This is a genomic window from Nitratireductor soli, assembly GCF_001050155.1.
Lineage (GTDB): Bacteria > Pseudomonadota > Alphaproteobacteria > Rhizobiales > Rhizobiaceae > Nitratireductor > Nitratireductor soli.
Window position 1 is genome coordinate 291,928 of record NZ_LFVY01000001.1, and the last position, 26,264, is coordinate 318,191.

24 protein-coding genes and 1 pseudogene are annotated in these 26,264 nt (G+C 64.9%); 9 read left to right on the plus strand and 16 right to left on the minus strand.

Annotated features, from left to right (window positions below; translation table 11 throughout):
• Nucleotides 1-14 precede the first annotated feature (14 nt).
• The 4 genes from thiB to AB843_RS01405 all read left to right on the plus strand — a co-directional run bounded on the left by thiB (nt 15) and on the right by AB843_RS01405 (nt 5,044).
• Entirely contained in the window at nt 15-1,025 is a 1,011-nt protein-coding gene (gene thiB, locus AB843_RS01390; RefSeq protein ID WP_048644974.1) for a thiamine ABC transporter substrate binding subunit, read from the plus strand.
• The gene (gene thiP, locus AB843_RS01395) at nt 1,001-2,644 is read left to right on the plus strand and encodes a thiamine/thiamine pyrophosphate ABC transporter permease (RefSeq protein ID WP_048644975.1); all 1,644 of its coding nucleotides are present in this window, start codon (nt 1,001-1,003) and stop codon (nt 2,642-2,644) included. Before thiB ends, thiP begins: the two co-directional genes overlap by 25 nt.
• Nucleotides 2,641-3,387 (plus strand): thiamine ABC transporter ATP-binding protein, encoded by a 747-nt coding sequence (gene thiQ / locus AB843_RS01400; protein ID WP_048644976.1) that lies wholly within the window; start codon nt 2,641-2,643, stop codon nt 3,385-3,387. Before thiP ends, thiQ begins: the two co-directional genes overlap by 4 nt.
• Before the next feature lie 175 nt (nt 3,388-3,562).
• Nucleotides 3,563-5,044, plus strand: a complete 1,482-nt coding sequence (locus AB843_RS01405) for a M48 family metalloprotease (protein WP_087587017.1) — start codon at nt 3,563-3,565, stop codon at nt 5,042-5,044.
• 313 nt (nt 5,045-5,357) lie between these two features.
• Here AB843_RS01405 and lpdA read toward each other — a convergent pair whose 3' ends face one another.
• From lpdA to AB843_RS01450, 10 genes and pseudogenes are all read right to left on the minus strand, one after another.
• Entirely contained in the window at nt 5,358-6,764 is a 1,407-nt protein-coding gene (gene lpdA, locus AB843_RS01410) for a dihydrolipoyl dehydrogenase (protein ID WP_048645196.1), read from the minus strand.
• 32 nt (nt 6,765-6,796) lie between these two features.
• Nucleotides 6,797-6,901, minus strand: a pseudogene (locus AB843_RS24710) (SDR family oxidoreductase); the annotation flags it as partial.
• Nucleotides 6,902-6,912: 11 nt separating this feature from the next.
• On the minus strand, nt 6,913-7,404 hold the full coding sequence (locus AB843_RS01415) for a hypothetical protein (protein ID WP_048644977.1): 492 nt from the start codon (nt 7,402-7,404) through the stop codon (nt 6,913-6,915).
• A 12-nt stretch (nt 7,405-7,416) separates the two neighbouring features.
• Nucleotides 7,417-8,985, minus strand: a complete 1,569-nt coding sequence (gene odhB, locus AB843_RS01420; protein WP_048644978.1) for a 2-oxoglutarate dehydrogenase complex dihydrolipoyllysine-residue succinyltransferase — start codon at nt 8,983-8,985, stop codon at nt 7,417-7,419.
• Between the two features lie 19 nt (nt 8,986-9,004).
• The gene (locus AB843_RS01425) at nt 9,005-11,992 is read right to left on the minus strand and encodes a 2-oxoglutarate dehydrogenase E1 component (RefSeq protein WP_048644979.1); all 2,988 of its coding nucleotides are present in this window, start codon (nt 11,990-11,992) and stop codon (nt 9,005-9,007) included.
• 146 nt (nt 11,993-12,138) lie between these two features.
• Nucleotides 12,139-13,044, minus strand: a complete 906-nt coding sequence (sucD, locus tag AB843_RS01430) for a succinate--CoA ligase subunit alpha (RefSeq protein WP_048644980.1) — start codon at nt 13,042-13,044, stop codon at nt 12,139-12,141.
• Nucleotides 13,045-13,050: 6 nt separating this feature from the next.
• The gene (gene sucC / locus AB843_RS01435; RefSeq protein WP_048644981.1) at nt 13,051-14,247 is read right to left on the minus strand and encodes an ADP-forming succinate--CoA ligase subunit beta; all 1,197 of its coding nucleotides are present in this window, start codon (nt 14,245-14,247) and stop codon (nt 13,051-13,053) included.
• A gap of 13 nt (nt 14,248-14,260) precedes the next feature.
• Nucleotides 14,261-15,226 carry a malate dehydrogenase gene (gene mdh / locus AB843_RS01440; protein WP_048644982.1) on the minus strand — a complete coding sequence of 322 codons (966 nt, stop codon included), beginning with the start codon at nt 15,224-15,226 and terminating at the stop codon, nt 14,261-14,263.
• Between the two features lie 344 nt (nt 15,227-15,570).
• The gene (gene zapE / locus AB843_RS01445; RefSeq protein ID WP_048644983.1) at nt 15,571-16,776 is read right to left on the minus strand and encodes a cell division protein ZapE; all 1,206 of its coding nucleotides are present in this window, start codon (nt 16,774-16,776) and stop codon (nt 15,571-15,573) included.
• 150 nt (nt 16,777-16,926) lie between these two features.
• Nucleotides 16,927-17,460: a protease inhibitor Inh/omp19 family protein gene (locus AB843_RS01450; protein ID WP_048644984.1), complete on the minus strand. Its 534-nt coding sequence runs from the start codon at nt 17,458-17,460 to the stop codon at nt 16,927-16,929.
• Nucleotides 17,461-17,699: 239 nt separating this feature from the next.
• On the opposite strand from AB843_RS01450, the gene AB843_RS24715 reads away from it, so the two are divergent.
• The 5 genes from AB843_RS24715 (at nt 17,700) to AB843_RS01475 (ending at nt 22,233) form a co-directional block, all read left to right on the plus strand.
• The gene (locus tag AB843_RS24715; protein WP_008596823.1) at nt 17,700-17,861 is read left to right on the plus strand and encodes a DUF1328 family protein; all 162 of its coding nucleotides are present in this window, start codon (nt 17,700-17,702) and stop codon (nt 17,859-17,861) included.
• A 156-nt stretch (nt 17,862-18,017) separates the two neighbouring features.
• Nucleotides 18,018-18,899, plus strand: a complete 882-nt coding sequence (dapF, locus tag AB843_RS01460) for a diaminopimelate epimerase (protein WP_048644985.1) — start codon at nt 18,018-18,020, stop codon at nt 18,897-18,899.
• Nucleotides 18,900-20,183 carry a tRNA (N(6)-L-threonylcarbamoyladenosine(37)-C(2))-methylthiotransferase MtaB gene (mtaB, locus tag AB843_RS01465; protein WP_048644986.1) on the plus strand — a complete coding sequence of 428 codons (1,284 nt, stop codon included), beginning with the start codon at nt 18,900-18,902 and terminating at the stop codon, nt 20,181-20,183.
• A 5-nt stretch (nt 20,184-20,188) separates the two neighbouring features.
• The gene (gene ftsY, locus AB843_RS01470) at nt 20,189-21,583 is read left to right on the plus strand and encodes a signal recognition particle-docking protein FtsY (protein ID WP_048644987.1); all 1,395 of its coding nucleotides are present in this window, start codon (nt 20,189-20,191) and stop codon (nt 21,581-21,583) included.
• Nucleotides 21,580-22,233: a septation protein A gene (locus AB843_RS01475; RefSeq protein WP_048644988.1), complete on the plus strand. Its 654-nt coding sequence runs from the start codon at nt 21,580-21,582 to the stop codon at nt 22,231-22,233. The genes ftsY and AB843_RS01475 overlap by 4 nt, the downstream gene beginning before the upstream one ends.
• 7 nt (nt 22,234-22,240) lie before the next feature.
• Here AB843_RS01475 and AB843_RS01480 read toward each other — a convergent pair whose 3' ends face one another.
• The 6 genes from AB843_RS01480 to AB843_RS01505 all read right to left on the minus strand — a co-directional run bounded on the left by AB843_RS01480 (nt 22,241) and on the right by AB843_RS01505 (nt 26,257).
• Nucleotides 22,241-23,932 (minus strand): SulP family inorganic anion transporter, encoded by a 1,692-nt coding sequence (locus AB843_RS01480; RefSeq protein ID WP_048644989.1) that lies wholly within the window; start codon nt 23,930-23,932, stop codon nt 22,241-22,243.
• Nucleotides 23,933-24,006: 74 nt separating this feature from the next.
• Entirely contained in the window at nt 24,007-24,276 is a 270-nt protein-coding gene (locus tag AB843_RS01485; protein ID WP_048644990.1) for a helix-turn-helix domain-containing protein, read from the minus strand.
• Between the two features lie 155 nt (nt 24,277-24,431).
• On the minus strand, nt 24,432-24,839 hold the full coding sequence (locus tag AB843_RS01490; RefSeq protein ID WP_048645197.1) for a DUF1761 domain-containing protein: 408 nt from the start codon (nt 24,837-24,839) through the stop codon (nt 24,432-24,434).
• A 43-nt stretch (nt 24,840-24,882) separates the two neighbouring features.
• Complete coding sequence (locus tag AB843_RS01495) at nt 24,883-25,581, minus strand: class I SAM-dependent methyltransferase (RefSeq protein ID WP_048644991.1); 699 nt, start codon at nt 25,579-25,581, stop codon at nt 24,883-24,885.
• Entirely contained in the window at nt 25,536-25,961 is a 426-nt protein-coding gene (locus AB843_RS01500; RefSeq protein WP_048644992.1) for an EVE domain-containing protein, read from the minus strand. The genes AB843_RS01495 and AB843_RS01500 overlap by 46 nt, the downstream gene beginning before the upstream one ends.
• Nucleotides 25,961-26,257, minus strand: a complete 297-nt coding sequence (locus tag AB843_RS01505; RefSeq protein ID WP_048644993.1) for a YciI-like protein — start codon at nt 26,255-26,257, stop codon at nt 25,961-25,963. Before AB843_RS01505 ends, AB843_RS01500 begins: the two co-directional genes overlap by 1 nt.
• Nucleotides 26,258-26,264: the final 7 nt, after the last annotated feature.

A 26,264-nucleotide genomic window follows, 5' to 3' on the forward strand; every position in this document is an offset into this window, starting at 1 on the left:
GAGAGGAGGCGCATATGCGCTTGAACATCCTGCTTTCGACCCTTGGCCTTGCGCTCGGCGCGTTCGCGGTAACGCACCCGGCCGCTGCCCAGGAGAAGCTCACCGTCTACACCTATGAGAGCTTTACCGCCGAATGGGGACCCGGCCCGGCGGTGGAGAAAACCTTCGAGGCGGAATGCGGCTGCGACGTGGAATTCGTCTCGGTGGCCGACGGCGTGGCACTGCTCAACCGCGTCAAGCTCGAAGGCCAGTCGACCAAGGCCGACATCGTGCTCGGCCTCGACAACAATCTGATCCACGAGGCGCGCGAAACCGGGCTTTTTGCCCCGCATGGCACCGACCTTGCCAGGGTCGCGGTTCCAGGCGGCTTCGACGACGACATGTTCGTTCCCTACGACTACGGTTATTTCGCCTTCGTCTACGACACCGAGGCGATTGCCGCGCCGCCGGCCAGCCTGAAGGCTCTGGTGGAGGACACGAGCGACCTGAAGATCGCCATCCAGGACCCGCGCACCTCGACGCCGGGTCTCGGCCTGCTCCTGTGGGTCAAATCCGTCTATGGCGACGAGGCCGCAGAAGCCTGGGCCAAGCTGCAGGACAAGGTGCTGACCGTCACGCCCGGCTGGAGCGAGGCCTATGGGCTGTTCACCAGCGGCGAGGTGCCGATGGTTCTCTCCTACACCACCTCGCCCGCCTACCACCAGATCGCCGAGGATACGGAGCGCTACAAGGCAGCGGCCTTCGAAGAGGGCCACTACCTGCAGGTGGAAGTGGCGGCGCGGACGGTGAAGGGAGCCGACAATCCGCTGGCGGAGAAATTCCTCGCCTTCATGACCGGCCCCGGCTTTCAGGACGCCATTCCCGAAACCAACTGGATGTTTCCGGCAGGCGCGATCTCCAAGCCGCTCAATCCGGTTTTCGAGACGCTGGTGAAGCCGGCAAAGACGCTTGCGTTCACCCCACAGGAGGTCGCCGAGCACCGCAAGGCGTGGGTGGATGAATGGCTGTCGGTGATGAGCCGCTGACCGGTTCCGCTACGCCGCTCATGGATCGCCGCGTCGCCATAGGCCGCCTGGCGCTGGCCGCCGTCGCTCTTCTGGTCGGCGGGGCCCTGGCCGGGCTGGCGCTGGAGGCGTTCCGGCAGAGCGCCGACGCGCTCGGCGCGTTCGATGCCTATCTGGCGCGCATCGCTCGTTTCACGCTGTGGCAGGCGCTGCTGTCGGCGCTGTTGTCGGTCCTCCCGGCGATCCTGCTGGCGCGTGCCCTGGCGCGGCACCCGGTCTTTCCCGGCCGTGCCTTCATCCTGCGCCTGTTTGCCGTACCGCTGGCGCTGCCGGCCATCGTCGCCGCGCTCGGCGTGCTGGCGCTTTATGGGCGCGCCGGCTTTTTCGCCCCGGTGTTCTCGGCGCTGATGGGTGAACGGTGGCCGGGCATTTACGGCCTGTCGGGCATTCTCGTCGCGCATGTCTTCTTCAACCTGCCGCTCGCCACGCGCCTGTTTCTCAACGCACTCGAGAGCATTCCCGCCGATCAATGGCGGCTGGCGGCCCAGCTTGGCATGGGCGCGCGCGCCTCGTTCCGCTTTCTCGAATGGCCGGCCATGCGCGCCGCCCTGCCGGGCATTGCCGGCCTCGTCTTCATGCTGTGCGTCACCTCCTTCACCATCGTCCTGCTGCTGGGCGGCGGGCCGCGCGCGACGACGCTGGAAGTGGCAATTTACCAGGCCTTGCGCTTTGACTTCGATCCCGCCCGCGCCCTGGCGCTGACCCTGGTGCAGGTCGCACTGGCCGGAGCGGTGGTTCTGGCGCTGACGCGGCTTGGCGCATCGCTCAGCGGCGACGCCAACCTGCCGGTCGCGCCGCGCCGCTTCGTCTGGCACACGAAACGGGAAACCGTGCTCAACGTCCTCTTGATCGTGCTGGCGATGCTGTTCGTCGCCGGACCGATGGCGGCGACGGTGATGGCCGGCCTGCGCGCCGATCTCACACGGCTCGCGGGCGAAAGCGCGGTGCATGCGGCGACGTTGACAAGTCTTGCCTTCGCCGGGCTGTCGGCTGTGCTGTGCTTCGCGCTTTCGCTGGCGCTGGTCGCCGCGCGCCGTGCGCTGGAGATGCGACGCGGCGCCTTGCCCGCCGGGATTCTGGAGCGCGCCACCGACAGCGGCGCGACCCTGGTGCTGATCGTCCCGCCGCTGGTCATCGGCGCCGGCTGGTTCATCCTGCTGCGCCATCTGGGCGACGTGCTGGCCTTCGCCCCCGTCATGGTGGTCACCGTCAACGCGGTAATGGCGATGCCCTTCGCCATCCGTGCCATCCGCCCGGCCTATGACGCTGCCAGCGCGCGCCATGAACGGCTTTGCCTGTCGCTGGGCATTGCCGGCTGGACCCGATTGCGCCTGGTCGATTGGCCGGCGCTGCGTCGCCCTGCCGCCACGGCGCTGGCCTTCGCCATGGCGCTGTCGCTGGGCGATCTCGGGGTCATTGCCCTGTTCGGCAGCGACCAGGTGCAGACCTTGCCGTATCTTCTTCTGCAGCGCATGGGCAGCTACCGGACAGCGGATGCGGCCGGCATCGCCCTTTTCCTTGGCCTCCTTTGTCTGGCATTGATGTTTATCGCCGATCGGCTCGGCAGGGAGACCCGATGAACCGCACCGCAAGCCCGCATGGAGCCTCCATCGCACTGGACGATCTGCGCTTCGCCTATCCAGGCGGGGCGCCGATGCGCTTCGACCTGGCCATCGCCGCGTCGGACATCGTCGCCGTGATGGGGCCAAGCGGCTCGGGAAAGTCGACGCTGCTCGGCCTGATCGCCGGCTTCGAGAACCCGTCTTCGGGCCGGATTCTCATTGGCGGAGAGGATGTCGGCGCGCTGGCGCCGCACCGGCGTCCGGTTTCGATGGTGTTTCAGGAAAACAATCTTTTCGCTCACCTGACCGTGGCGGAAAATGTCGGTCTCGGCCGCTCGACAAGGCTGCGCCTCGCCGAGGCGGACCGGCGGGCTGTTGCCGACGCCCTGGCGCGAACCGGGCTTTCAGGCAAGGAGAACCGCCTGCCTCAGGCGCTCTCCGGCGGGGAGCGCCAGCGTGTGGCGCTGGCGCGCGTGCTGATCCGCCGCCGGCCGGTGTTGCTGCTCGACGAGCCTTTCGCCTCGCTCGGGCCCGCCCTGCGCGACGAGATGCTCGATCTGATCGCTGCGCTTCATGCGGAGCATGGCATGACGGTGCTGATGGCGACGCACGATCCACGGGATGCCGAACGGTTATGCCGGACCATGGTTTTCATCGATAACGGAACCGTTGCCGACACCGGCCCGGCCGCAGATTTCCTCGGCGGAACCGGTCCTGCCGCCTTCAACCGCTACATAGGTTCGCGGCGCGAAATTAAGTAGGATCGGGGAACAAAGTGATTCCCCTTTTTCGGCGTATGCGCTAGATGCAGCCACAGATGGGACGAGAAGTTGTAGCAAGGGGAACCTGATGCGTGATTGCCGCATTGAGGCGATCATGGAATCGGCCATTATCAACCGGAAGGACACGAGACTGTCCAATCGAGCGCCCGCAAACATGAAGTCCTTGTCCATTGCGCGGCGCCGTCCGCGCCACACCCTGGCCGCCCAGTGCCTGCTGGCGGTCCTGACCGGTTGCCAGATGATCGAGACCGATGCCGGCAGCTTCATGCCGTCCTCGAACCCGGTCACGGTCGACACCGTCACGCGCGGCAACCGCCTGGCGCGGCAGGCGCGCCAGCAGCACCCGCGCATCCTGGAAACCTATGGCGGCGAATATTCCGATTCGAAGCTGGAGCGCATGGTCGCCAAGGTGGTCGGCAATCTGACGTTCGACGAGCAGAACACCGCGCCGGCCTACCGCATCACCATCCTCAATTCGCCCAATGTCAACGCCTTCGCCCTGCCGGGCGGCTATCTCTACGTCACACGCGGCCTTCTGGCGCTGGCCAATGATTCGGCCGAGCTCGCTGCCGTGCTGGCGCACGAGATGGCGCATGTCACCGCCAATCACGGCATCGAACGGCAGAGGATGGAGGCCGAGGAGCAGTTCGCCACCAAAGTGGTGAACGAGGTTCTCGGGCAGGATCAGGATGCGCAGACCGCGCTGGTGCGCGGCAAGCTGCGGCTGGCGCAGTTCTCGCGCAATCAGGAGCTGGAGGCCGACCGCATCGGCATTCGAACCACCGCGGGTTCGGGTTACGATCCCTTCGCCGCCGCGCGCTTCCTGCAGGCGATGGACAGCTATCAGGGTTTTCGCAGCGTCAGCGGAGCAACGGACGCCAGCCTCGATTTCCTGGCCAGCCATCCCAACGCGCCGCGCCGCATCGAGCTCGCCCAGCGCCATGCGCGCGAGTTCGAAAGCACAGGCGCGGGGACGCGCGACCGCGATTCGTTCCTGGCGGGCATTGACGGCATGGTCTATGGCGACCCGCCGGAGGAGGGCTTCGTGCGCGGGCGCGATTTCCTGCATCCGCGCCTCGGTGTCGCCTTCCGCGTGCCGGAAGGCTTCGTCATCGACAATTCAGCCAAGGCGGTGACGGCCGTCGGTCCGGGTGACATCGCCGTGCGTTTCGATGGCGCGACCGTGCCTGAAAGCACCTCGCTGACGCAGTATCTCACCAGCGGCTGGGTTGCCGGGCTGGAACCGGAAACGATCCGCAACATCACCGTCAACGGCCGGCCGGCGGCCAGCGGCCGGGCAAGCGCCGATGGCTGGCAGTTCGACGTGACGGTGATCCGCTCCGGCGGGCAGGTTTATCGCCTGCTGACCGCCGCGCCCGCGACAAGCACCGAGCTCGAGCGCGTCGCCAGTTCCGTTGGCCAAAGCTTCCGGATCCTCAACGATGCGGAGAAGGCGGCGCTGAAGCCCCTGCGCATTCGCGTCGTCACGGTGAAGCCGGGGGAGACCCTGGGCTCGCTGGCGGCGCAGATGCGCGGTGTCGACCGCAAGGTGGAGCTGTTCCGCCTGCTCAACGCGCTCGGCCCCGGCGGCACGCCCTCGGTGGGCAGCAAGGCGAAGATCATCACCGACAGCTGAACATTTTATTTTTCTCCGAGTCTGTTGCCGCGATGCATGCGTATTTCGATCGTGCCTGCATCTTGTGGCAACAGCGTTGTGCGTGGTTCGACAAGCTCACCATGAGGGAGGTACAGGGTTGTAAAGCCCATCCGCCGCGTCTCGGAACAGGCTCCCTGCCAGACCCAACCGCCCTCATGGTGAGCTTGTCGAACCACGCAGCGGGTCATTGCAATTGGGGGTATAGCGCCGCTCACCCCTCGGTCCCGCATGACGAAACACCCCCAACGTCGCCGCTCCGGGGTGTTTTCCATTCTCGTCAGATGCGCCTGGATTACATGTGGATCGGCTTGGCGAAGGTGGCGAGCGCCGCCTCCTTGACCGCTTCCGACATGGTCGGATGCGCGTGGCAGGTGCGCGCCAGATCCTCGGACGAGCCGCCGAATTCCATCAGCACCGCCGCTTCGTGGATCATCTCGCCGGCACCGAAGCCGACGATGTGGACGCCGAGAACACGGTCGGTCTTCTTGTCGGCGAGAATCTTGACGAAGCCGTCGGTCTGCAGCATGGCGCGGGCACGGCCATTGGCGGTGAAGGGGAATTTGCCGGCTGTGTAATCCACGCCAGCCTTCTTCAGTTCTTCCTCGGTCTTGCCGACCGAGGCCACCTCCGGGCTCGTATAGACGACGCCCGGAATGACGTCATAGTTCACATGGCCGGCCTGGCCGGCGAGGATTTCGGCCACCGCGACGCCTTCGTCCTCGGCCTTGTGGGCCAGCATCGGGCCGGCGATGACGTCGCCGATGGCGTAGATGCCCTCGACATTGGTGCGCAAATGGCCGTCGGTCTTGATCCGGCCGCGCTCGTCCAGCTCGACGCCGGCTTCCTTCAGGCCGAGGCCTTCCGTGTAGGGCTTGCGGCCAGTGGCGATCAGCACCGCATCGGCCTCGATGGTTTCCGCCTCGCCGCCCTTGGCCGGCTCGAAGGTCACCCTGGCGCCCTTGCCGGACTTGGCGACACCCGTCACCTTGGCGCCCAACTTGAAGTCGAAGCCCTGCTTGGCCAGCATGCGCTGGAACTGCTTGGCCACTTCGCCGTCCATGCCGCCGAGAATGGTGTCGAGATATTCGACCACGGTCACCTTTGCACCGAGGCGCGCCCAGACAGAGCCGAGTTCCAGGCCGATGACGCCGCCGCCGACGACGACGAGGCTGTCGGGCACCTTGGCAAAGTCCAGCGCGCCGGTCGACGAGACGATGACCTTCTCGTCGAATTTCACCTCGACGCCGGGTATGCCGGCGACATCGGAGCCCGTGGCGATGACGATGTTCTTCGTCTCGACCGTCTGTTCCTTGCCGTCATCGGCCTTGACCGTGACCTTGCCCTTACCGGCGATGCTGCCCACGCCGCGCAACACGTCGATCTTGTTCTTCTTCATCAGGAAGTCGAGGCCCTTGGTGTTCTGCTCGACCGTCTTGACCTTGTGTTCCAGCATCTTCTTCAGATTGAGCTTCGGCTTGCCCACCTCGACGCCGAGGTCGGGCAGGGCGTGGCTTGCCGCGACGAACGCCTCGGAGGCGTGCAGCAGGGCCTTGGAGGGGATGCAGCCGACATTGACGCATGTGCCGCCATGGGTCGACAGCTTTTCGACGACGGCCGTCTTGAGGCCGAGCTGGGCGGCCTTGATGGCGCAGACATAGCCGCCGGGGCCGGTTCCGATCACGACGAGATCATAGGACATTTCGTGCCTTTCCTGCGTTTCCTTGGCGGTGGTCAACGGCCGCCGCTGATATCGAGAATTGCGCCCGTCGTATAGGACGCTTCGTTGGACAAAAGCCACAGCGCGGCGCGAGCGATTTCGTCCGCCGTGCCCGGCCGTTCCCCGGTGTTCATTCCTGGCATCCGCTCAGCGCATAGACGTCCCAGCGGGGCAGGGCGGCCTTGCCGTCATTGAGCGGGCTTGCGTCCAGTGTGCGGCTGAGGTCCGTCAGGAGAAGCCGTGTCGCCGCTTCCTCGCCGCGCGGCGGGATCAGGCCGACCGTTCCTCCCACGTCGAGGGCATAGACCACGCCTTGCCAATGGGTGCAGGCGGCGATCTCGTCGCCGGTCAGGTCACCCTCGGGACAATCGAGCATCAGCGCGCCGGTCGGTCTTGCCATGCCGTCGTTCCAGATGACGTGGCCTTCCAGAACCGGGCCGTCCGGCAGGATCAGGCGGAAACTGTTGGCGACGATGGCGGCCTCGTTCTCAGGCCGGAAATCGATCTCCGTCCGGCCGTCCACCTCACTGTAGACCGCCAGTTCCTGAGGGCAGGCGGCATGCGCCTGCCCCGCGAGGCAGCTTGCGGCAAGGAGGCATGGAAGGACCGTCCAGCGCCGCATTGCCACCAGCTCCTAAAGATCCAGAACCAGCCGTTCGGGATCCTCCAGCACGTCCTTGACGCGCACCAGGAAGGTGACGGCTTCCTTGCCGTCGACGATGCGGTGATCGTAGGACAGCGCCAGATACATCATCGGGCGGATGACGATCTGCCCGCCAACGACCATCGGCCGTTCCTGGATCTTGTGCATGCCCAGAATGCCCGACTGCGGGGCATTGAGGATCGGTGTCGACATCAGCGAGCCGTAGACGCCGCCGTTGGAGATGGTGAAGGTGCCGCCCTGCATGTCGGCCATCGACAGTTTGCCGTCGCGCGCGGCGAGGCCCAGTCGGCCGATCTCCTTCTCCACTTCGGCGATCGACATCCGGTCGGCGTCGCGCACCACCGGCACGACGAGGCCGCGGTCCGTGCCGACGGCGACGCCGATATGGCTGAAGTTCTTGTAGATGATGTCGGTGCCGTCGATCTCGGCGTTGACCGCCGGGATCTCCTTCAGCGCGTGCGTCACCGCCTTGGTGAAGAAGCCCATGAAGCCGAGCTTGACGCCGTGCTTCTTCTCGAACAGGTCCTTGTATTTCTTGCGCAACTCCATGACCGCCGTCATGTCCACCTCGTTGAAGGTGGTCAGCATGGCGGCGTTGGCCTGGGCGTCCTTCAGGCGCCGGGCGATGGTCTGGCGCAGGCGCGTCATCTTCACGCGTTCCTCGCGCGCCTCGTCCTCGGAGGGCGAAGTGGCACGGGCCACTTTCGGCGTCTCGGCCGGCGTCTCGGCCGGCGTGCTCGGCGCACCGCGTTCCATCGCGGCCAGCACGTCGCCCTTCAGTATCTGGCCTTCCTTGCCGGAACCCGACACGCTGGAAGCCTTGACGCCCTGCTCGGTCATCAGCTTCTGCGCCGCAGGCGCCGGCGGGCGGCTGCTTTCGGCAGGTGCTGCCGGCGCGGGCTTTTCCGCAGCCGCGGGCTTCTCGGCAGCGGGCTTTTCTTCCTTGGGCGTGGCGCCGGCGGAGGCGCCTTCCTCGATGCGCAGAAGCAGTGCGCCGACCTGTACTTCGTCGCCGGAGGCCACGACCAGTTCCTTGATGACGCCGTCGACCGGCGACATCACTTCCTGGGCCGCCTTGTCGGTTTCGAGCTCGAGGATCGCTTCATCGGTCTTCACCGCGTCGCCGACCTTCTTGTAAATCTCGCCGACCTGGGCTTCGGTGACGGATTCCCCCGCCGATGGAACGTTCACCTCGACGATTTTTCCGCCGCCGGCCATTTTTGCCTCCTGATCCTGATTGCCGCCGGACGCTTCCGTTGCGGACTGTTTTGTCTCTGGTTTCGCTTTGCCGGCACTCTTGCCGCCATCGGCGATCATGCCGAGCAGCGCGCCGACTTCGACGGTCTCGCCTTCCTTCACCGCGATCTCATCCAGCGTGCCGGATGCGGGCGCGGGGACCTCGATGGAGACCTTGTCGGTTTCCAGTTCGACGATGGGCTCGTCGGCGGCGATTGCGTCGCCGACCTTCTTCATCCAGCGCGCGATGGTCGCCTCGGCAACGGATTCACCCAATGTGGGAACGCGAATTTCAGTCGCCATGTCCTGTCTCCGTCGCTTCCTATTCGCCGAGCGCGTCTTCGAGGAAGGCCTCGAGCTGCGTCAGGTGCTTCGACATCAGGCCTGTTGCCGGGGATGCCGCGGCCGGGCGTCCCGTGTAACGGACACGCGTGTTCTTGGCATCGATGTGCTGCAGCACCCATTCCAGATAGGGGTCGATGAACGACCAGGCACCCATGTTCTTGGGTTCCTCCTGGCACCACACCATCTCGGCGTTCTTGAAACGCGAGAGCTCGGTGATCAGCGCCTTGGCCGGGAACGGGTAGAGCTGTTCGACGCGCAGCAGGTAGACATCGTCGACGCCACGTTTCTCGCGCTCTTCGTAGAGGTCGTAATACACCTTGCCGGAACACATGACGACGCGGCGGATCTTCGAATCCTTGACGAGCTTGATCTCCTGGCCTTCCAGATGCTCGGCATCGTCCCACAGCAGGCGGTGGAAGGTGCTTTCGCCGGCCAGTTCGCTGAGCGACGAGATGCAGCGCTTGTGGCGCAGCAGCGACTTCGGCGTCATCAGGATCAGCGGCTTGCGGAAATCGCGCTTCAATTGCCGGCGCAGGATGTGGAAATAGTTGGCCGGCGTCGTGCAATTGGCCACCTGCATGTTGTCCTCGGCGCACATCTGCAGCCAGCGCTCCAGCCGGGCGGAAGAGTGTTCCGGCCCCTGGCCTTCATAGCCATGCGGCAGAAGGCAGACGAGACCCGACATGCGCAGCCATTTGCGCTCGCCCGACGAGATGAACTGGTCGAACACCACCTGGGCACCGTTGGCGAAATCGCCGAACTGGGCTTCCCAGAGGGTCAGCGCGCGCGGCTCTGCCAGCGAGAAACCGTATTCGAAGCCGAGTACGGCCTCTTCCGAGAGCATCGAGTTGATGACCTCGTAGTAAGCCTGCTGGGGTCCCAGATTGTTGAGCGAGATGTAGCGGTTCTCATCGTTCTGGTCGTACAGCACCGAGTGCCGCTGCGAAAAGGTGCCGCGCTCGGAATCCTGGCCCGACAGGCGCACCGGATTGCCGTCGAGAAGGATCGAGCCGAAGGCCAGCGCCTCGGCCGTCGCCCAGTCGAGGCCGGCACCCGAATCGACCATCTTCTTGCGGTTGGCAAGGAAGCGCTGCACCGTGCGGTGCGCCTCGAAATCATCCGGAACCTCCGACAATTTCTTGCCGATTTCCTTCAGCGTCTTGATCGGCACGGCGGTCTTGCCGCGGCGCTGCTCGTCCTCGTCGTCGGCCTTTTTCAGTCCGGACCAGGCGCCGTCCAGCCAGTCGGCCTTGTTCGGCTTGTAGGCCTGGCCGGCCTCGAACTCGGTCTCCAGATTGGCACGCCAGTCGGCGCGCATCTTCTCGATGTCGGCTTCGCTGACGACGCCTTCGGCAAGCATCTTCTTGGCGTAGATTTCGCCCGTCGTCGCGTGCTTGCGGATCTTGCGGTACATGATCGGCTGGGTGAATGCCGGCTCGTCGCCTTCATTGTGCCCGTAGCGGCGGTAGCAGAACATGTCGATGACCACCGGCTTGTGGAAGGTCATGCGGAACTCGGTCGCCACCTTGGCGGCATAGACCACGGCTTCCGGATCGTCGCCGTTGACGTGGAAGATCGGCGCCTCGATCATCTTCGCCACGTCCGACGGATAGGGCGAGGAGCGCGAGAAACGCGGATTGGTGGTGAAGCCGATCTGGTTGTTGATGATGAAATGCACGGTGCCGGCAACGCGGTGGCCGCGCAGGCCGGACAGGCCGAGACACTCGGCCACCACGCCCTGGCCGGCGAAGGCGGCGTCGCCGTGCAGCAGCAACGGCATGACGCGGGCGCGCTCCTCGATCGGCACCACCTCCTCGCGCTTGCGGCCGAAAATCTGGTCCTGCTTGGCGCGCGCCTTGCCCATGACGACCGGGTTGACGATCTCCAGGTGCGAGGGGTTGGCCGTCAGCGACAAATGCACCTTGTTGTTGTCGAACTCGCGGTCCGACGAGGCGCCGAGATGATACTTGACGTCGCCCGAGCCTTCCACGTCGTCGGGGGCGAAGGAGCCGCCCTTGAACTCGTGGAAGATGGCGCGGTGCGGCTTCTGCAGCACCTGGGAGAGCACGTTCAGCCGGCCGCGATGGGCCATGCCGAAGACGACTTCCTTCAGGCCCATCTGGCCGCCGCGCTTGATGATCTGCTCCAGCGCCGGGATGAGCGCTTCGCCGCCATCGAGGCCGAAGCGCTTCGTGCCCTTGTACTTGACGTCGATGAACTGCTCGAAGCCTTCCGCCTCGATCAGCTTCTGCAGGATCGCCTTCTTGCCGTTGTTGGTGAACTCGACGCCCTTGTCCGGTCCCTCGATGCGCTCCTGGATCCACGCCTTCTCCTCGGGATTGGAGATGTGCATGAACTCGACGCCGAGCGTCGAGCAATAGGTGCGCTTGAGGATATCGAGCATCTCGCGAATGGTCGCGGTTTCGAGACCCAGAACATGGTCGATGAAGATCGGCCGGTCGTAGTCGGCTTCGGTGAAGCCATAGGCTTCCGGCGACAGTTCGTTGTAATCCTCGAGCGGCTTGGCGATGCCGAGCGGGTCGAGATTGGCATGCAGATGGCCGCGCATGCGGTAGGCGCGGATCATCATGATGGCGCGCACCGAATCACGCGTGGCGCGCTGGATTTCCTCGGCCGAGAGCGCGGCGCTGCCGGCCGGTGCCTTGTCCTTGATCTTGCCGTCGAAATGCTTTTCCAGCGTGCCCCAGTCGCCGTCGAGCGCCGAGACCAGTTCGCCATTGGCCGTCTCGGGCCAGCCCTTCTTCTTCCAGGAAGCGCCGGCGGCGTTCTTCTTCACATCCGCCGCATCGTCCTTCAGCGCGCCGAAGAAGGCGCGCCAGTCCTCGTTCACCGAGGAAGGATTGTCCTGGTAGCTGGCGTAGAGCTCCTCGATGTAGGCGGCGTTGCCACCATACAGGAAGGAGGTGAGGGACATTTCGTCGTTGGCCTGATCTTGCCGTGCCATTGTCTCAACCGGGTTTCGTCCGGTCTCCTGTTTCGGGCGATTGAGCGAATAGGGAGTAGCGAATGGCGAGTAGCGAGTAGGGAATTCCCTCTCCTGCGCCGCTGCATTCGTTCTTCCCTATTCGCTATTCGCTACTCCCTATTCACTCAACCCTTGATCGCCTCGACCAGCGTCGTGCCGAGCCGCGCCGGCGACGGCGAGACCTTGATGCCGGCCGATTCCATCGCAGCGATCTTGTCTTCCGCGCCGCCCTTGCCGCCGGAAATCACCGCGCCGGCATGGCCCATGGTGCGTCCGGGAGGGGCGGTGCGGCCGGCGATGAAGCCGGCCATCGGCTTCTTGCGGCCCTTCCTGGCCTCATCCTTGATGAACTGCGCGGCCTCTTCCTCGGCCGAGCCGCCGATCTCGCCGATCATGATGATCGACTTGGTCTCGTCGTCGGCGAGGAACATCTCCAGCATGTCGATGAACTCGGTGCCCTTGACCGGATCGCCGCCGATGCCGACGGCCGTGGTCTGGCCGAGGCCGGCATTGGTGGTCTGGAACACAGCCTCATAGGTCAGCGTGCCGGAGCGCGAGACGACGCCGACGGAGCCCTTCTTGAAGATGTTGCCCGGCATGATGCCGATCTTGCACTCGTTCGGCGTCAGCACGCCGGGGCAGTTCGGGCCGATCAGGCGCGACTTGGACTTGTCGAGGCGGGCCTTGACATGAACCATGTCCATCACCGGGATGCCTTCGGTGATGCAGACGATGAGCGGGATTTCCGCCTCGATCGCCTCGATGATGGCTGCACCCGCGCCTGCCGGCGGCACGTAGATGACGGAGGCGTCGGCGCCGGTGCGTTCCTTGCCCTCGGCGACCGTTGCGAAGATAGGAAGCTGCGCGCCGCTTTCGACCGAACCCCAGGTCTCTCCACCCTTCTTCGGGTGAATGCCGCCGACCATCTTGGTGCCGTAATAGGCCAGCGCCTGCTCGGTGTGGAAGGTGCCGGTCTTGCCGGTCAGGCCCTGAACCAGAACCTTGGTGTCTTTGTTGACGAGAATGGACATCTTGGCTCAGTTTCCCTTTACGGCTGCAACGATCTTCTTGGCGGCGTCGTCGAGATCATCGGCGGCGATCACGTTGAGACCGCTTTCGTTGATGATCTTCTTGCCGAGATCGACATTGGTGCCTTCCAGGCGGACGACCAGCGGAACCTTCAGGCCGACTTCCTTGACCGCGGCGACCACGCCTTCGGCGATGACGTCGCAGCGCATGATGCCGCCGAAGATGTTGACCAGAATGCCCTTCACGGCCGGATCGGCGGTGATGATCTTGAAGGCGGCCGTCACCTTCTCCTTGGATGCGCCGCCGCCGACGTCGAGGAAGTTGGCGGGCTCAGCCCCATAGAGCTTGATGATGTCCATGGTCGCCATGGCCAGGCCGGCGCCGTTGACCATGCAGCCGATGTTGCCGTCGAGCGCCACATAGGCGAGGTCGTGTTTCGACGCCTCGATCTCCTTGGCGTCCTCCTCGCTGGTGTCGCGCAGCTCGACGACGTCGGGATGGCGGAACAGCGCGTTGCCGTCGAACGAAACCTTGGCGTCGAGCACGCGCAGGCGGCCGTTTTCCATGACGATCAGCGGGTTCACCTCGAGCAGGCTCATGTCCTTCTCGGTGAAGGCCTTGTAGAGGATCGGGAACAGCGTCTCGCCGTCCCTGGCGGCATCGCCCGAAAGCTTCAGCGCCTCGTTGATCGTCTTCACGTCGTCAGCCGTGACGCCCTTTTCGGGGTCGATGGCCAGCGTCAGGATCTTCTCCGGCGTTTCCTCGGCGACGGCCTCGATGTCCATGCCGCCTTCCGTCGAGACGACGAAGGCCGGCTGGCCGACGGTGCGGTCGATGAGGATCGACAGATAAAGCTCGCGATCGATGTCGGCGCCGTCCTCGATGTAGAGGCGGTTGACCTGCTTGCCGGCCGGGCCGGTCTGCTTGGTGACCAGCGTGTTGCCGAGCATGTCGTTGGTGTTGGCGACGACTTCCTCGACGCTCTTGGCCAGCCGCACGCCGCCCTTGGCGTCCGGGCCGAGTTCCTTGAACTTGCCCTTGCCGCGTCCGCCGGCGTGAATCTGGCTTTTCACCACGTAGAGCGGTCCGGGCAGTTTCCTGGCGGCTGCCTCCGCCTCGCCCTTGTCGAACACCGGCACGCCATCGGCCACCGGTGCGCCAAAGCTCTTCAGGAGTTGCTTGGCCTGGTATTCGTGAATGTTCATGGGGCCGCTGGTCCTACTTCTTCAAATTGGGCGCGATGTTGGCGCAGGCCTCGCACAGGCCGGCAACCGCTTCGACGGACTTGTCGAACATCTTCTGCTCGGTCTTGTTGAGGTCGATCTCGATGATGCGCTCGACGCCGCCGGCGCCGATCACCGTCGGCACGCCGACATACATGTTCTTGACGCCGTACTGGCCCGACAGATGCGCCGCGCAGGGCAGGACGCGCTTCTTGTCCTTCAAATAGCTCTCGGCCATGGCGATCGCCGAGGAGGCCGGGGCGTAGTAGGCGGAGCCGGTCTTGAGCAGGCCGACGATCTCAGCGCCGCCGTCGCGGGTGCGCTGGACGATCTCGTCGACCTTTTCCTTGGTGGTCCAGCCCATCTTGATCAGATCGGGGATCGGCATGCCGGCGACGGTGGAGTAGCGCGTCAGCGGCACCATCGAATCGCCGTGCCCGCCCAGCACGAAGGCCGTCACGTCCTCGACGGAAACCTTGAATTCCTCGGAGAGGAAATAGCGGAAGCGGGCCGAGTCCAGCACGCCGGCCATGCCGACCACATGGCTCTTCGGCAGGCCGGAGAATTTCTGCAGGGCCCAGACCATCGCGTCGAGCGGGTTGGTGATGCAGATGACGAAGGCGTTCGGGGCGTATTTCTTGATGCCGGCGCCGACCTGTTCCATGACCTTGAGATTGATGCCCAGGAGGTCGTCGCGGCTCATGCCCGGCTTGCGGGCGATGCCGGCGGTGACGATGCAAACGTCAGCGCCTTCGATTGCCGCATAGTCGTTGGCGCCGGTCATCCTGGCGTTGAAGCCCTCGACCGGGGAGGATTCGGCAATGTCGAGCCCCTTGCCCTGCGGAATGCCCTCGGCGATGTCGAACAGGACGACATCGCCCAGTTCCTTCAAGCCCGCCAGATGAGCGAGCGTTCCACCGATCATGCCGGAACCGATGAGAGCGATCTTATCGCGTGCCATGTGGTCAGAATTCCCCCTTGAGTCGAAAGGATAGGTGAGGTTTGTGAAGAGAATTTGCGCGCTTTGCGTGTTGCCTGTGTTGTGTCACACCAATGCAATTCGAGCCGCGTACCGACGCATTCGATCCCGCGGGATCATTGCGTTTTCCGATCTGGCTCGGTCAATCAGCCTTCTTGGAATAAGCATACTGGGGGAATAATTCAACCGATTCTTGCACATCGAGGAATTTCAATCGTTTAGACCATACGGGATTTACGTAAAGGTAAAATAAATCCCTTCCCGTCGCGCGCGTTTCCGCATCCGTGAGCATTTGGCCCGCCGTGCGCTGGCCATTGCCCCCGATCTCACCTGGCTTGGGCCGCGGCGGAAACAACGGCTTCGTCGGCGGCGCTCGCGCGCTCGGCCGTCTGCGAAAGCCAGTCGCGGGTCTGCATCTCGATCAGGCGCGAGGCCGTGCGCTCGAATTCGAAAGCCTCGGTGCCGGTTGTCGCGGCATAGAGCGCCTCGGGTGCGGCCGCCGCCGAGACGAACAGGCGGGCGCGGCTGTCATACAGGGTGTCGATCAGCAGAATGAAGCGCTTCGCCTCGTTGCGGCGCGGCAGGTCCATCACCGGCACGTGGTCGATGAACAGCGTGTCGAAGGCGCCGGCAATCGCCAGATAGTCGCGCGCGCCGAGCGGTTTCTCGCACAGTTCGGCGAAGGAGAACCGGGCGGCGGTGCCCACCGCCCGTAGCACGGCGAGCTTGCGCCCCTTCACCGTCAGCGTGCGGGGTTCTGCCTGCCTGCCGTCGACAAGTGCCTCCCAGGCTTCGTCCATCTGCCGGTCGGCGGCTTCGTCGTCGGGGGTCATGTAAACGGGAATGCGATTGAGCTTCCGCAGCCGGTAGTCGGTATCGGCATCGAGTTTCAGGACGCGCGCATGCTGCTTCAATATGCCGATGAATGGCAGGAAAAGGCCACGGTTGAGGCCGTCGCGATACAAATCGTCGGGCGCGACGTTGGAGGTGGCGACCAGCACCACGCCGCGCTCGAACAGGGCCGAGAACAACCGCGACAGGATCATCGCATCGGCGATGTCGGTAACGGTGAACTCGTCGAAGCACAGAACCCAGGCATTCTTCGCCAGGGCGGCGGCGACCGGCGGAATCGGGTCCGTCTCGCGGGTTTCACCCGCTTTCAGGGCGGCGCGATGGCGGCCGATCCGGTCATGCACGTCGGCCATGAAGTCGTTGAAATGGGCGCGGCGCTTGTGTTCGACAGGCACCAGTTCGAAGAACAAGTCCATCAGCATGGTCTTGCCGCGGCCGACCCCGCCATAGACGTAAAGCCCGCGGATCGGCTCGCGGACCTTGCCGCGCTTGGCGAACAGCCAGCCGAGCGCGCTCGACTTGCGCGCCAGGCGCTTGTCGCAGATCTCGCCGATCAGATTGTCGAGGGTCGCGGCCACTTTCACCTGCATCGGGTCGCGCGAAAGCGCCCCGGTTTCAACCAGGTGATCGTAGCGCTGCGTGACGGAAGGATGAATAACGAGGCCGTCGCGCAGCGTCATGATGGGCTTTCGGCTCGGCTCTCTGGCCAGCGGGTTCGGATCGGGCGGTTGGACCGGTTCAGCGTTTCATGGAAGCGCTGAACCGGTCTAGCTCTTTGTTTTTCCGCATTTATGCGGACGTCAGGTGATTCCACCCGACTGCAAAATGCTCTAGCGGCTCAGCGAAATCGGCTGGCCGCTGGTGGTCTGGCCGTCGAAGCGTTCGGCGCCGGACGAATAGAGCCGGGCCAGGACACCGCCATTGGCATCGTAGAAGGCGAGCTGCTTGCCCTCGACATTCCACGATTTGACCCCGTCCATCGGTGCTGGGCAGCGCAGCGGTCCGGCACGGTAGCCGGCGCCGAACTTGGTCTGCGGCGTTGCCACGCGGCAGGACTGGCCGGCGACATTGACACTCCACACGCCGGCGACGGCGCCGGTCGAAACCTCGGGCGCATTGGCGGCGGCATTCGGGTCAAGCGCTGCGACCTGCGTGTCCTGCTGCGGCGGCGCAGGGAAATCCGACGGGTTGGTCGGGCTGGAGGGCGGCGGGAGCTGGTTCGATGTTACCGTTCCCGACGGCGCGGCCGCCAGGGGTTCGGGCGCTCGGTTGCTGCTCATGGGGGCAAAGCGTTCGCTGGTGCAGCCAGCCAAAGCAAGTGCCAACAGCGAAGCTGCCATGAATGCGGTTTTGTTATGCGGCATGCCGTCTCTCCGTTGCAGCGACCAATGCACTGACTTGCCTAAGAGTTCCATTCGAAACGCCCAATCGTGGCGATGTTTTGCAACTATAACAGCCTGAGCGTGGTTAAGAACCGGTTTCATATGCGACAAGCTTCAAGTGTTTCCTATCGGCAACAGTGAATCGGAAGCGCGGGAACCAGGCGCCATCCCCGGCGTTGAAGCCTGACACGGCACAGGAGCCGCAACGGAGGGTATGACACATGCTGAAATGGATTCTGATTCTCCTGATCGTCGCGGCGGTCGCCGGCCTTCTCGGCATGAACAGTATCGCCGGTGCGGCCATGACCGGTGTGAAGCTGCTGATCGCCATCGTGCTGGTGCTGTTCCTGCTCGCTGTTTTGGGCATTGTTGTGATCGCCTGACACGGCTCGGTGTTCATCGGTGAAACGGATGCGGGCGCAAACCCGCCCGCCTCCTTCTCTCATTCCCGCCCTCATCCCGCTTGAGCAGCCGTTCATCTGGTAATTTCGCCCGCCATCGGCCATATAGGCGCAAGACCCTTTGGCATCGGAGACCGGATGGCGGCGCTGGCGCAATTTGCGAAGATGAACGGCCTCGGCAACGAGATCATCGTTGCCGATATGCGCGGGCGTGGCGATCGTGTCACGCCGGAGGCGGCGCGCGCGCTGAACGCCGATCCGGCAACGCGTTTCGACCAGATCATGGCGATCCACGACGCGCGGCTCGCCGGCACACAGAACTACATCGAAATCCTCAATTCCGATGGCAGCCAGGCACAGGCTTGCGGCAATGGAACCCGTTGCGTGGTGCAAGCGCTGGCGGCGGAGAGCGGGCAGAAGGTTTTCACCTTCCAGACGGTGGCCGGCATCCTCACCGCCGAGGAGCATGAGGACGGGCTGATCTCCGTCGACCTGGGCAAGCCGCGCTTCGGCTGGCAGGACATTCCGCTTTCCGAGGAATTCCGCGACACGCGCATGATCGAACTCCAGGTGGGGCCGATCGATGCGCCGGTGCTGCATTCGCCGTCAGTCGTTTCGATGGGCAATCCGCATGCCATCTTCTGGGTTGCGGACGATGTCGGTTCCTACGATCTGGAGCGCTTCGGGCCGCTGCTCGAGAATCATCCGATCTTCCCCGAGCGCGCCAACATCTCGCTCGCCCGTGTGACGGCGCGCGACGCGCTGACGCTGCGCACCTGGGAGCGTGGGGCCGGGCTGACGCTGGCCTGCGGGTCCGCCGCCTGTGCCGCAGCCGTCGCTGCGGCGCGCACCGGGCGCACCGGCCGCCACCTGACGGTGACGGTGCCCGGCGGACCGCTGGACATTCTGTGGCGCGAGGACGACCACGTCATTATGACCGGGCCGGCGGCGTGGGAGTTCTCTGGCCGTTTCGACCCTGCCACCGGCGCGTGGGAACGCGAGACCGAGGGGGCGGTCTGAATGGCGGTGGACGTCCTCACCTTCGGCTGCAGGCTGAACGCTTATGAATCTGAGATCATCAAGCGCCAGGCCGACGAGGCGGGCCTCGGCGCGCTGGAAGGCGGCGCCGTGGTGGTCAACACCTGTGCGGTGACGGCGGAGGCGGTGCGCCAGGCGCGCCAGGCGATCCGCCGCGCCAAGCGCGAGAATCCCGGTGCGAGGGTCATCGTCACCGGGTGCGCCGCACAGACGGAGCCGGCGTCCTTCGATGCGATGGACGAGGTCGACCTGGTGCTCGGCAACCAGGAAAAGCTGGAAAGCCATCATTACCGGGCGCTGCCCGATTTCGGCGTCAACGACACGGAGACCGTGCGCGTCAACGACATCATGTCGGTGCGCGAGACGGCGGCGCATATGGTTCATTCCATCGAGGGCCGGGTGCGCGCCTTCGTTCAGGTGCAGAATGGCTGCGACCATCGCTGCACCTTCTGCATCATTCCCTTTGGCCGGGGCAATTCGCGTTCGGTGCCGATGGGCGCCGTGGTCGACCAGGTGCGGCAGATCGTCGAGAACGGCTATGCCGAGGCTGTGCTGACGGGCGTCGACCTGACGAGCTATGGCGGAGACCTGCCGGGCAGTCCGCGCCTGGGGCGGTTGGTGCGGACCATCCTCAGGGAAGTGCCGGAATTGCAGCGCCTGCGCCTTTCCTCGATCGATTCGATCGAGGCGGACGCCGATCTGATGCGCGCCCTGGCGGAGGAGGAGCGGCTGATGCCGTATCTGCACCTCTCGCTGCAGCATGGCGACGACATGATCCTGAAGCGGATGAAGCGGCGGCATTCGCGCGACCATTCGATCGGCTTCTGCCGGGAGGTCCTGCGGCTTCGGCCCGATGCGGTGTTCGGCGCCGACATCATCGCCGGCTTCCCGACCGAGACGGAGACGATGTTCGAGAATTCGCTGCGCATCGTCGAGGAATGCCGGCTGACGCATCTGCATGTGTTTCCGTTCAGCCCGCGCGAGGGCACGCCGGCCGCGCGCATGCCGCAACTGCCGCGCGTTGTGGTCAAGGAGCGCGCAGCCCGGCTGCGCAAGGCAGGCAGCGGGGCCTATCGCGCCCATCTGGAGCGCTTTACCGGCACGCGGCAGCGCCTGCTGGTCGAACATGGCGGCATCGGCCGCACGGAAGGCTTTACGCCGGCGGTCACGGGCAAGGCCCGGCCGGGCCGCATCATCGAGGCCGCCATCACCGGCCATGACGGCAAGCGGCTCATCGCCGCGGTGCAAGAGCAGGAAGCGGCATAGCGGGCATGGCATTCGGATTCATCAAAAAGGTCTTCTCCTTCGGCAGGAAGCAGGTCGAGGAGACTCCGCCGGAAGACGCTGCGGTGGACGATGCGGCGGTTGCCGATGACACCGTGCCCGCCATCGACGTTCAACCGCCATTGACGGAAGACAAGCCGGCGGCTGAGACTCTTCCAGAGCCAGAGCCAGAGCCAGAGCCAGAGCCAGAGCCAGAGGTAGAAAATCAAGACGCGACGCCGGCGTCCCCTTCTCCCCGCGAGCGGGGAGAAGGTGAGGATGAGGGGCGAGCGCCGTCGCCGGCCGACGAGACGAAGGATGCAGCGCCAGAAGCCGAAAGCGTCGACGCTGGCCCCTCATCCGACCCTTCGGGCCACCTTCTCCCCGCAGACGGGGAGAAGGAAGAAAGCGTTGCAGCTCCGGCCAAACTCACTGTTGCCAAAAGCGTCGAGCGCAAACAGGACGCTGCGCCTGCGCCCGAGCCGAGGAAGCCGTGGTTCCAGCGCTTGCGCGAGGGGCTGTCGCGCTCGTCGCGCGAATTGCGCGACAACATTGCCGGCGTTTTCACCAAGCGGAAGCTGGACGAAGACACGTTGCAGGATCTGGAAGACGTGCTGCTGCGCGCCGATCTCGGCCTGGAGACGGCCATGCGCGTCACCGACGCGCTGGCGTCGGGCCGCTACGGCAAGGACATTTCCGGCGACGAAGTGCAGGCGGTGATGGCCGAGGAGATCGAGAAGGTGCTGGCCCCGGTGGCGATGCCGCTCGAGCTCGATCTGTCGCACAAGCCGCATGTCATCCTCGTCGTCGGCGTCAACGGCACCGGCAAGACGACGACCATCGGCAAGCTGGCGGCCAAGCTCGTCGAGGGCGGACTGTCGGTGATGCTGGGCGCGGGCGATACGTTTCGCGCGGCGGCCATCGAGCAGCTCAAGATCTGGGGCGAGCGCACCGGCTCGCCGGTCGTTGCCTCCAAGCTCGGCGCCGACGCGGCGGGTCTCGCCTTCGATGCCTATGCCCAGGCCAAGGAAGCCGGCTCCGACGTCTTGATCATCGACACGGCCGGCCGCCTGCAGAACAAGACCGAGCTGATGGCGGAGCTGGAAAAGATCGTCCGCGTGCTCGGCAAGCACGATCCGGAAGCGCCGCACACGGTGCTGCAGACGGTCGACGCGACGACCGGCCAGAACGCCCTTAATCAGGTCGAAATCTTCCGCAATGTTGCCGGCGTCAACGGGCTTGTGATGACCAAGCTTGACGGCACGGCGCGCGGCGGCATTCTCGTTTCCATCGCAGCGAAGCACAAGCTGCCGGTCTATTTCATTGGGGTCGGCGAACAGGTCGACGATCTGGAACCTTTTTCTGCAAGCGATTTCGCCAAGGCGATCGCGGGAGTGGCATGAGCGTGAGCGAGAAGCACATTTTTGAACGCGAACCGACCGATCCGCAGCGCAAGGCGCTGAACCCGCTGCTCAAGCTGGCGCTGGAGCTCGGCCCGCTGATGGTGTTCTTCTTCGCCAATGCGCGCGGCGACTGGCTGGTGGAGCGCTTTCCGGTGCTGGCCGGCCTGGGCGGGCCGTTGTTCCTGGCGACCGGGCTGTTCATGGCGGCAACGGTGATTGCGCTGTCCGTGTCGTGGATTTTGACGCGCACCTTGCCGATCATGCCGCTGGTGTCGGGCATCGTCGTGCTGATCTTCGGCGCGTTGACGCTGTATCTGCACAACGAGACCTTCATCAAGATGAAGCCGACCATCGTCAACACGCTGTTCGGCGCGATCCTGCTCGGCGGGCTCGCCTTCGGCAAATCGCTGCTCGGCTATGTGTTCGATTCGGCCTTCAAGCTCGATGCGGAGGGCTGGCGCAAGCTGACGCTGCGCTGGGGGGTGTTCTTCCTGTTCCTCGCCATCGTCAACGAGGTTGTCTGGCGGTTGTTCTCGACCGATGCCTGGGTCGCCTTCAAGGTGTGGGGCATCATGCCGATCACCATCCTCTTCACCATGAGCCAGATGCCGCTGATCATGCGCCATTCGCTGGAAGAGCAAGCGAAGTAGCCAATCCTTATCCGGCCGCGATGGCGTGCCGGGCAGCAGCCGTGGCGTCCTCCAGCCGGCCATAGAAGCGCACATGCGGCGGATGCAGGCCATGGGTGCGCAGCAGGCGGCGAATCGGCTGGCTGGCGCCGACCAGATAGACCGTCGCACCGTTTTGCCGCGCCTTGCGGGCAAAGCCCTCGATGGTGGATGCGGCGGTGGAATCGAGAAAGCTGACCGACGAGATGTCGATGACATAGGCTTTCGGCCGGCCGCCGATGCGATCGAGCGCGGCCGCAACAGCCGCCGCAGCGCCGAAGAAGAACGCGCCTGAAATGCGGTAGACGACGATGTCGTCGTCCGTGGCGATGTCCGGCGCGTAGGGGCGTTCGCCATTGTCGGGACGGTCGGCGTTCGAGGCTATGCCATGCTCGACGCGCACGGCCTCCGACATGCGGTGGAGGAAGAGAAGTGCGCCAAGGCCGAAGCCGACCAGAATGCCTTCGGTCAGGTCGCGGAACACCACCAGCAGGAAGGTGATCAGCAGCACCACCGCATCGCCGCGCGAGGAGCGCAGGAGGGCGGCGAACTGGTGCTTTTCCGCCATGTTCCAGGCGACCACCGCCAGGATCGCGGCCAGTGCCGCCAGCGGGATGAAGCGCGCCAGGGGAGCGGCGACCAGCATGAAGGCGAGCAGGAACAGCGCGTGCAGCATGCCCGAGACGGGCCCGTGCGCGCCGGCGCGCACATTGGCGGCGGTGCGGGCTATGGTGCCGGTCACGCAGATGCCGCCGAACAGCGAGGAGCCGATATTCGCCACGCCCTGCGCCACCAGTTCGCTGTTGGAACGGTGCCGCCGACCGGTCATGCTGTCGGCGACGACGGCGGAGAGCAGGCTCTCTATGCCGCCCAGAAGGGCGAAGGACAGCGCTGCCGGCAGGACGGCGACGATCCTGTTCCACGACAGGGCCGGCAGGTGCGGCGCCGGCAGCATTTGCGGGATGCCGCCGAAGCGCGTGCCGATGGTCTCCACCGGCAGGCCGAGCCCCCAGGCGATGATGGTCGCCGCCGCCACGGCAATGAGGAAGCCTGGCCAATGGGGCCGGAAGCGGCGCAGGCCCAGAATGACGACGACCGCGCCGAGCGCCAGCGCGAGGGATGCGGCATTGACCGTCGGCAGCGCCGCCGCCAGTGCCTCAAGCTTGGGAATGAACGGGCCGGGCTCCGCGCCCGACAGCGTCAGGCCGAAGAAATCCTTGATCTGGCTTGCCAGGATGATGACGGCGATGCCCGAGGTGAAGCCGACCGTCACGGGGTAGGGCACGTATTTGATGAAGGTGCCGAGCCGCAGGAAACCGACGGCAAGCAGGATGAAGCCGGACAGGAACGTGGCAAGGATCAGCCCGTCAATGCCGTGCGCCTGCACGGTGGCGAAGACCAGGACGATGAAGGCGCCCGCCGGCCCGCCGATCTGGAAACGGCTGCCGCCGAGCGCGGAGACCAGAAACCCGCCGACGATCGCCGTGTACAGGCCGCGCTCCGGCGGCACGCCCGAGGCGATGGCGATGGCCATGGAGAGGGGCAGGGCGATGATGGCGACGGTGAGCCCGGCGATGACGTCGGCCTTGAAGGCATCCAGCCCATAGCCCTCGCGCAGCACCGTGATCAGCTTGGGTGTGAAGAGCGCCGTAAAATCGGCTCGTTTCTTGCGGGCAGGCATCGCCGCTCCCTCATGCCATCGGGTCTGGCAGCGGGATCGTCGGCTTCAGGCTGGCGGTCGCCGTTGCAAATTGATCAGACGGATTTGGCCTTCGCCGCCGCTTCCCTGAAGCGCACGCCGCGCCCGGTGCCGGTGCTGGGCGCATTGTCGCCGATCAGCTCGACGCCGGCGGTGGCCAGGGCCTCGACGACCTTGGACAGCGTGTCGACCACGCCGCGCACATTGCCCTCGCTGGCTTCCATCCGCTGGATGGTCGGTAGCGAAACGCCCGAAAGCTCGGCAAGCTGCTTCTGGTCGATGCCCAGAAGGGCGCGGGCGGCGCGCATTTGTGCTGCGGTGATCATTGGCGCTCCGTCTGGCTATGCATATACAAACTTCCAATAGTGATGTCTAGAACATCATTATTGATGTTTTTATTCTGAGTATTGAGGCGAGGCTGATGCTCCGGCTTCTAGTGGTCTGACCGAAACAGATGGTACCATCTGTTAGGATCGCACCACTAGACGCCGAACCAGCCGATGATGCCGCCCATCAGGATGGCCACGCCCAGCCAATGCGCGGCGTCGATCAGCGTCAGGTTCCAGCCGAACCCCTGGTAGCGCTGGTTGACGGCGATCGTCGTGGCGATGAAACCGAGCCAGATGAAGGCGCCGGAGACGATGCCATTCTGAACGGTCACCTGCCCGGCTCCCAGATGGCCGATGACGCCCGCCAGCACCCAGGCCATGATCAGTTCGGCAATAAACGAGGTGATGAGCAGCGAAGGCGCCATCTTCGCATCGCTCGGCGTGATGCGGGCAGCCTTCATCCAGGGCTTGCCGAGCAGGCCGTAATAGACGGCGCCGAACAGGAAGCCTGCGATGGCGGCGACGGGGATGGCGAGATAGTTGAGACCGGCGAAATCCATGCGGGTATTCTCCATGGCGTGTTGGCGCCGACTGTAAGGCGCGTCAGGAAAATTGCCAGACCGTGGTGCGCTTGACCTCGGCGTCTTCCAGCGCCCGGGTGACCGGCACGGTGTAGACGGCGCGCTCGGTGAGGCGGTCTTTCGGCAGATAGGAGCGGCCCGGATCGCCGATCAGCACGGTCTTGCCGCGCTCGGCCAGGGTGGTGAACCAGGGAACAAGCATGTCCGCCAGCGCCCTGTCGTAGAAAACGTCGCCGGCGAGGACCACGTCCCACGGACCGTTGCGGCCGATCAGATCATCCTGCGTGAGGTCGAAGCGCACATGGTTCGCCGCCATGTTGAGTTGGCAGGCCGGCGCGGAAAATGGGTCGATGTCGGCGGCCAGCACCGAGGCGGCGCCGGCTTTCATCGCGGCGATGGCGACAAGGCCCGATCCCGTCGCGAAGTCGAGGACATGGAGGTCGCGCACCGTGTCGGGGTGATCGAGCAGGTAACGCGCCAGGCCCTGGCCGCCGGCCCAGGCAAAGGCCCAGAAGGGCGGCGGCAGGCCCATTTCGGACAGCTCCTCCTCGGTCCGCCGCCACAGATCGTGTGCTTCGTCAGCCAGGTGAAGAACGATCTCCGGCACGTGCGGAGGGGCGGTGAGCGCCGTGTTCCGACGAATGAAGCCCTCCGCGTGCGCCGCCGAAAGCGGTTTCACGGCGCCTTGTCGAGCCCGCCCATGCGGCAGATCTCCGCCCATTCGGCCTTGCTGACCGGCTGGACCGAGAGACGCGAATTGTTGACCAGGACCATGTCGGAGAGATGCGGATTGGCCTTGATGTCGGCCAGCGTCACCGGCTTCGGCACGTCCTTTACCGCGCGGATGTCGACGCACTCCCAGCGCGGATCCTCGGTGGTGGTGTCGTGATGGGCGAGCGCGCAGACCTCGACGATGCCGACGACGCTGGTCTCCTTCACGGAATGATAGAAGAAGCCGAGATCGCCGATCTTCATCTCGCGCATGTTGTTGCGCGCCTGGTAGTTGCGCACGCCGTCCCATTGCTGGCCGGCCTCGCCCTTCTTCTTCTGCATCTCCCAGGACCAGGAGGTGGGCTCGGATTTGAACAGCCAATAGGCCATCAGATAGTCTCCGGATTGTTGAACACCCAGTTCCAGGCCCGTATTTCAACGGATTCGAACAGGCCCGCAAGAGCATAGGGATCGGCTGCGGCGATCAGCTCGGCGGCGGCCATGTCTTCCACCTCGACGGCAACCAGGCTGCCGCAGGGCTTGCCGTCGGCGTCGAGGAATGGGCCGGCGAATTTCAGCGCGCCGTTTTCGTTGAGGCCGTTGAGGAATGTCACATGCTCGGGCCGCGTGCCCGTGCGGGTGTCCAGATGGCCTGGCTTGTCCTTGCAGATGATGGCGAAGATCATGGGCTTC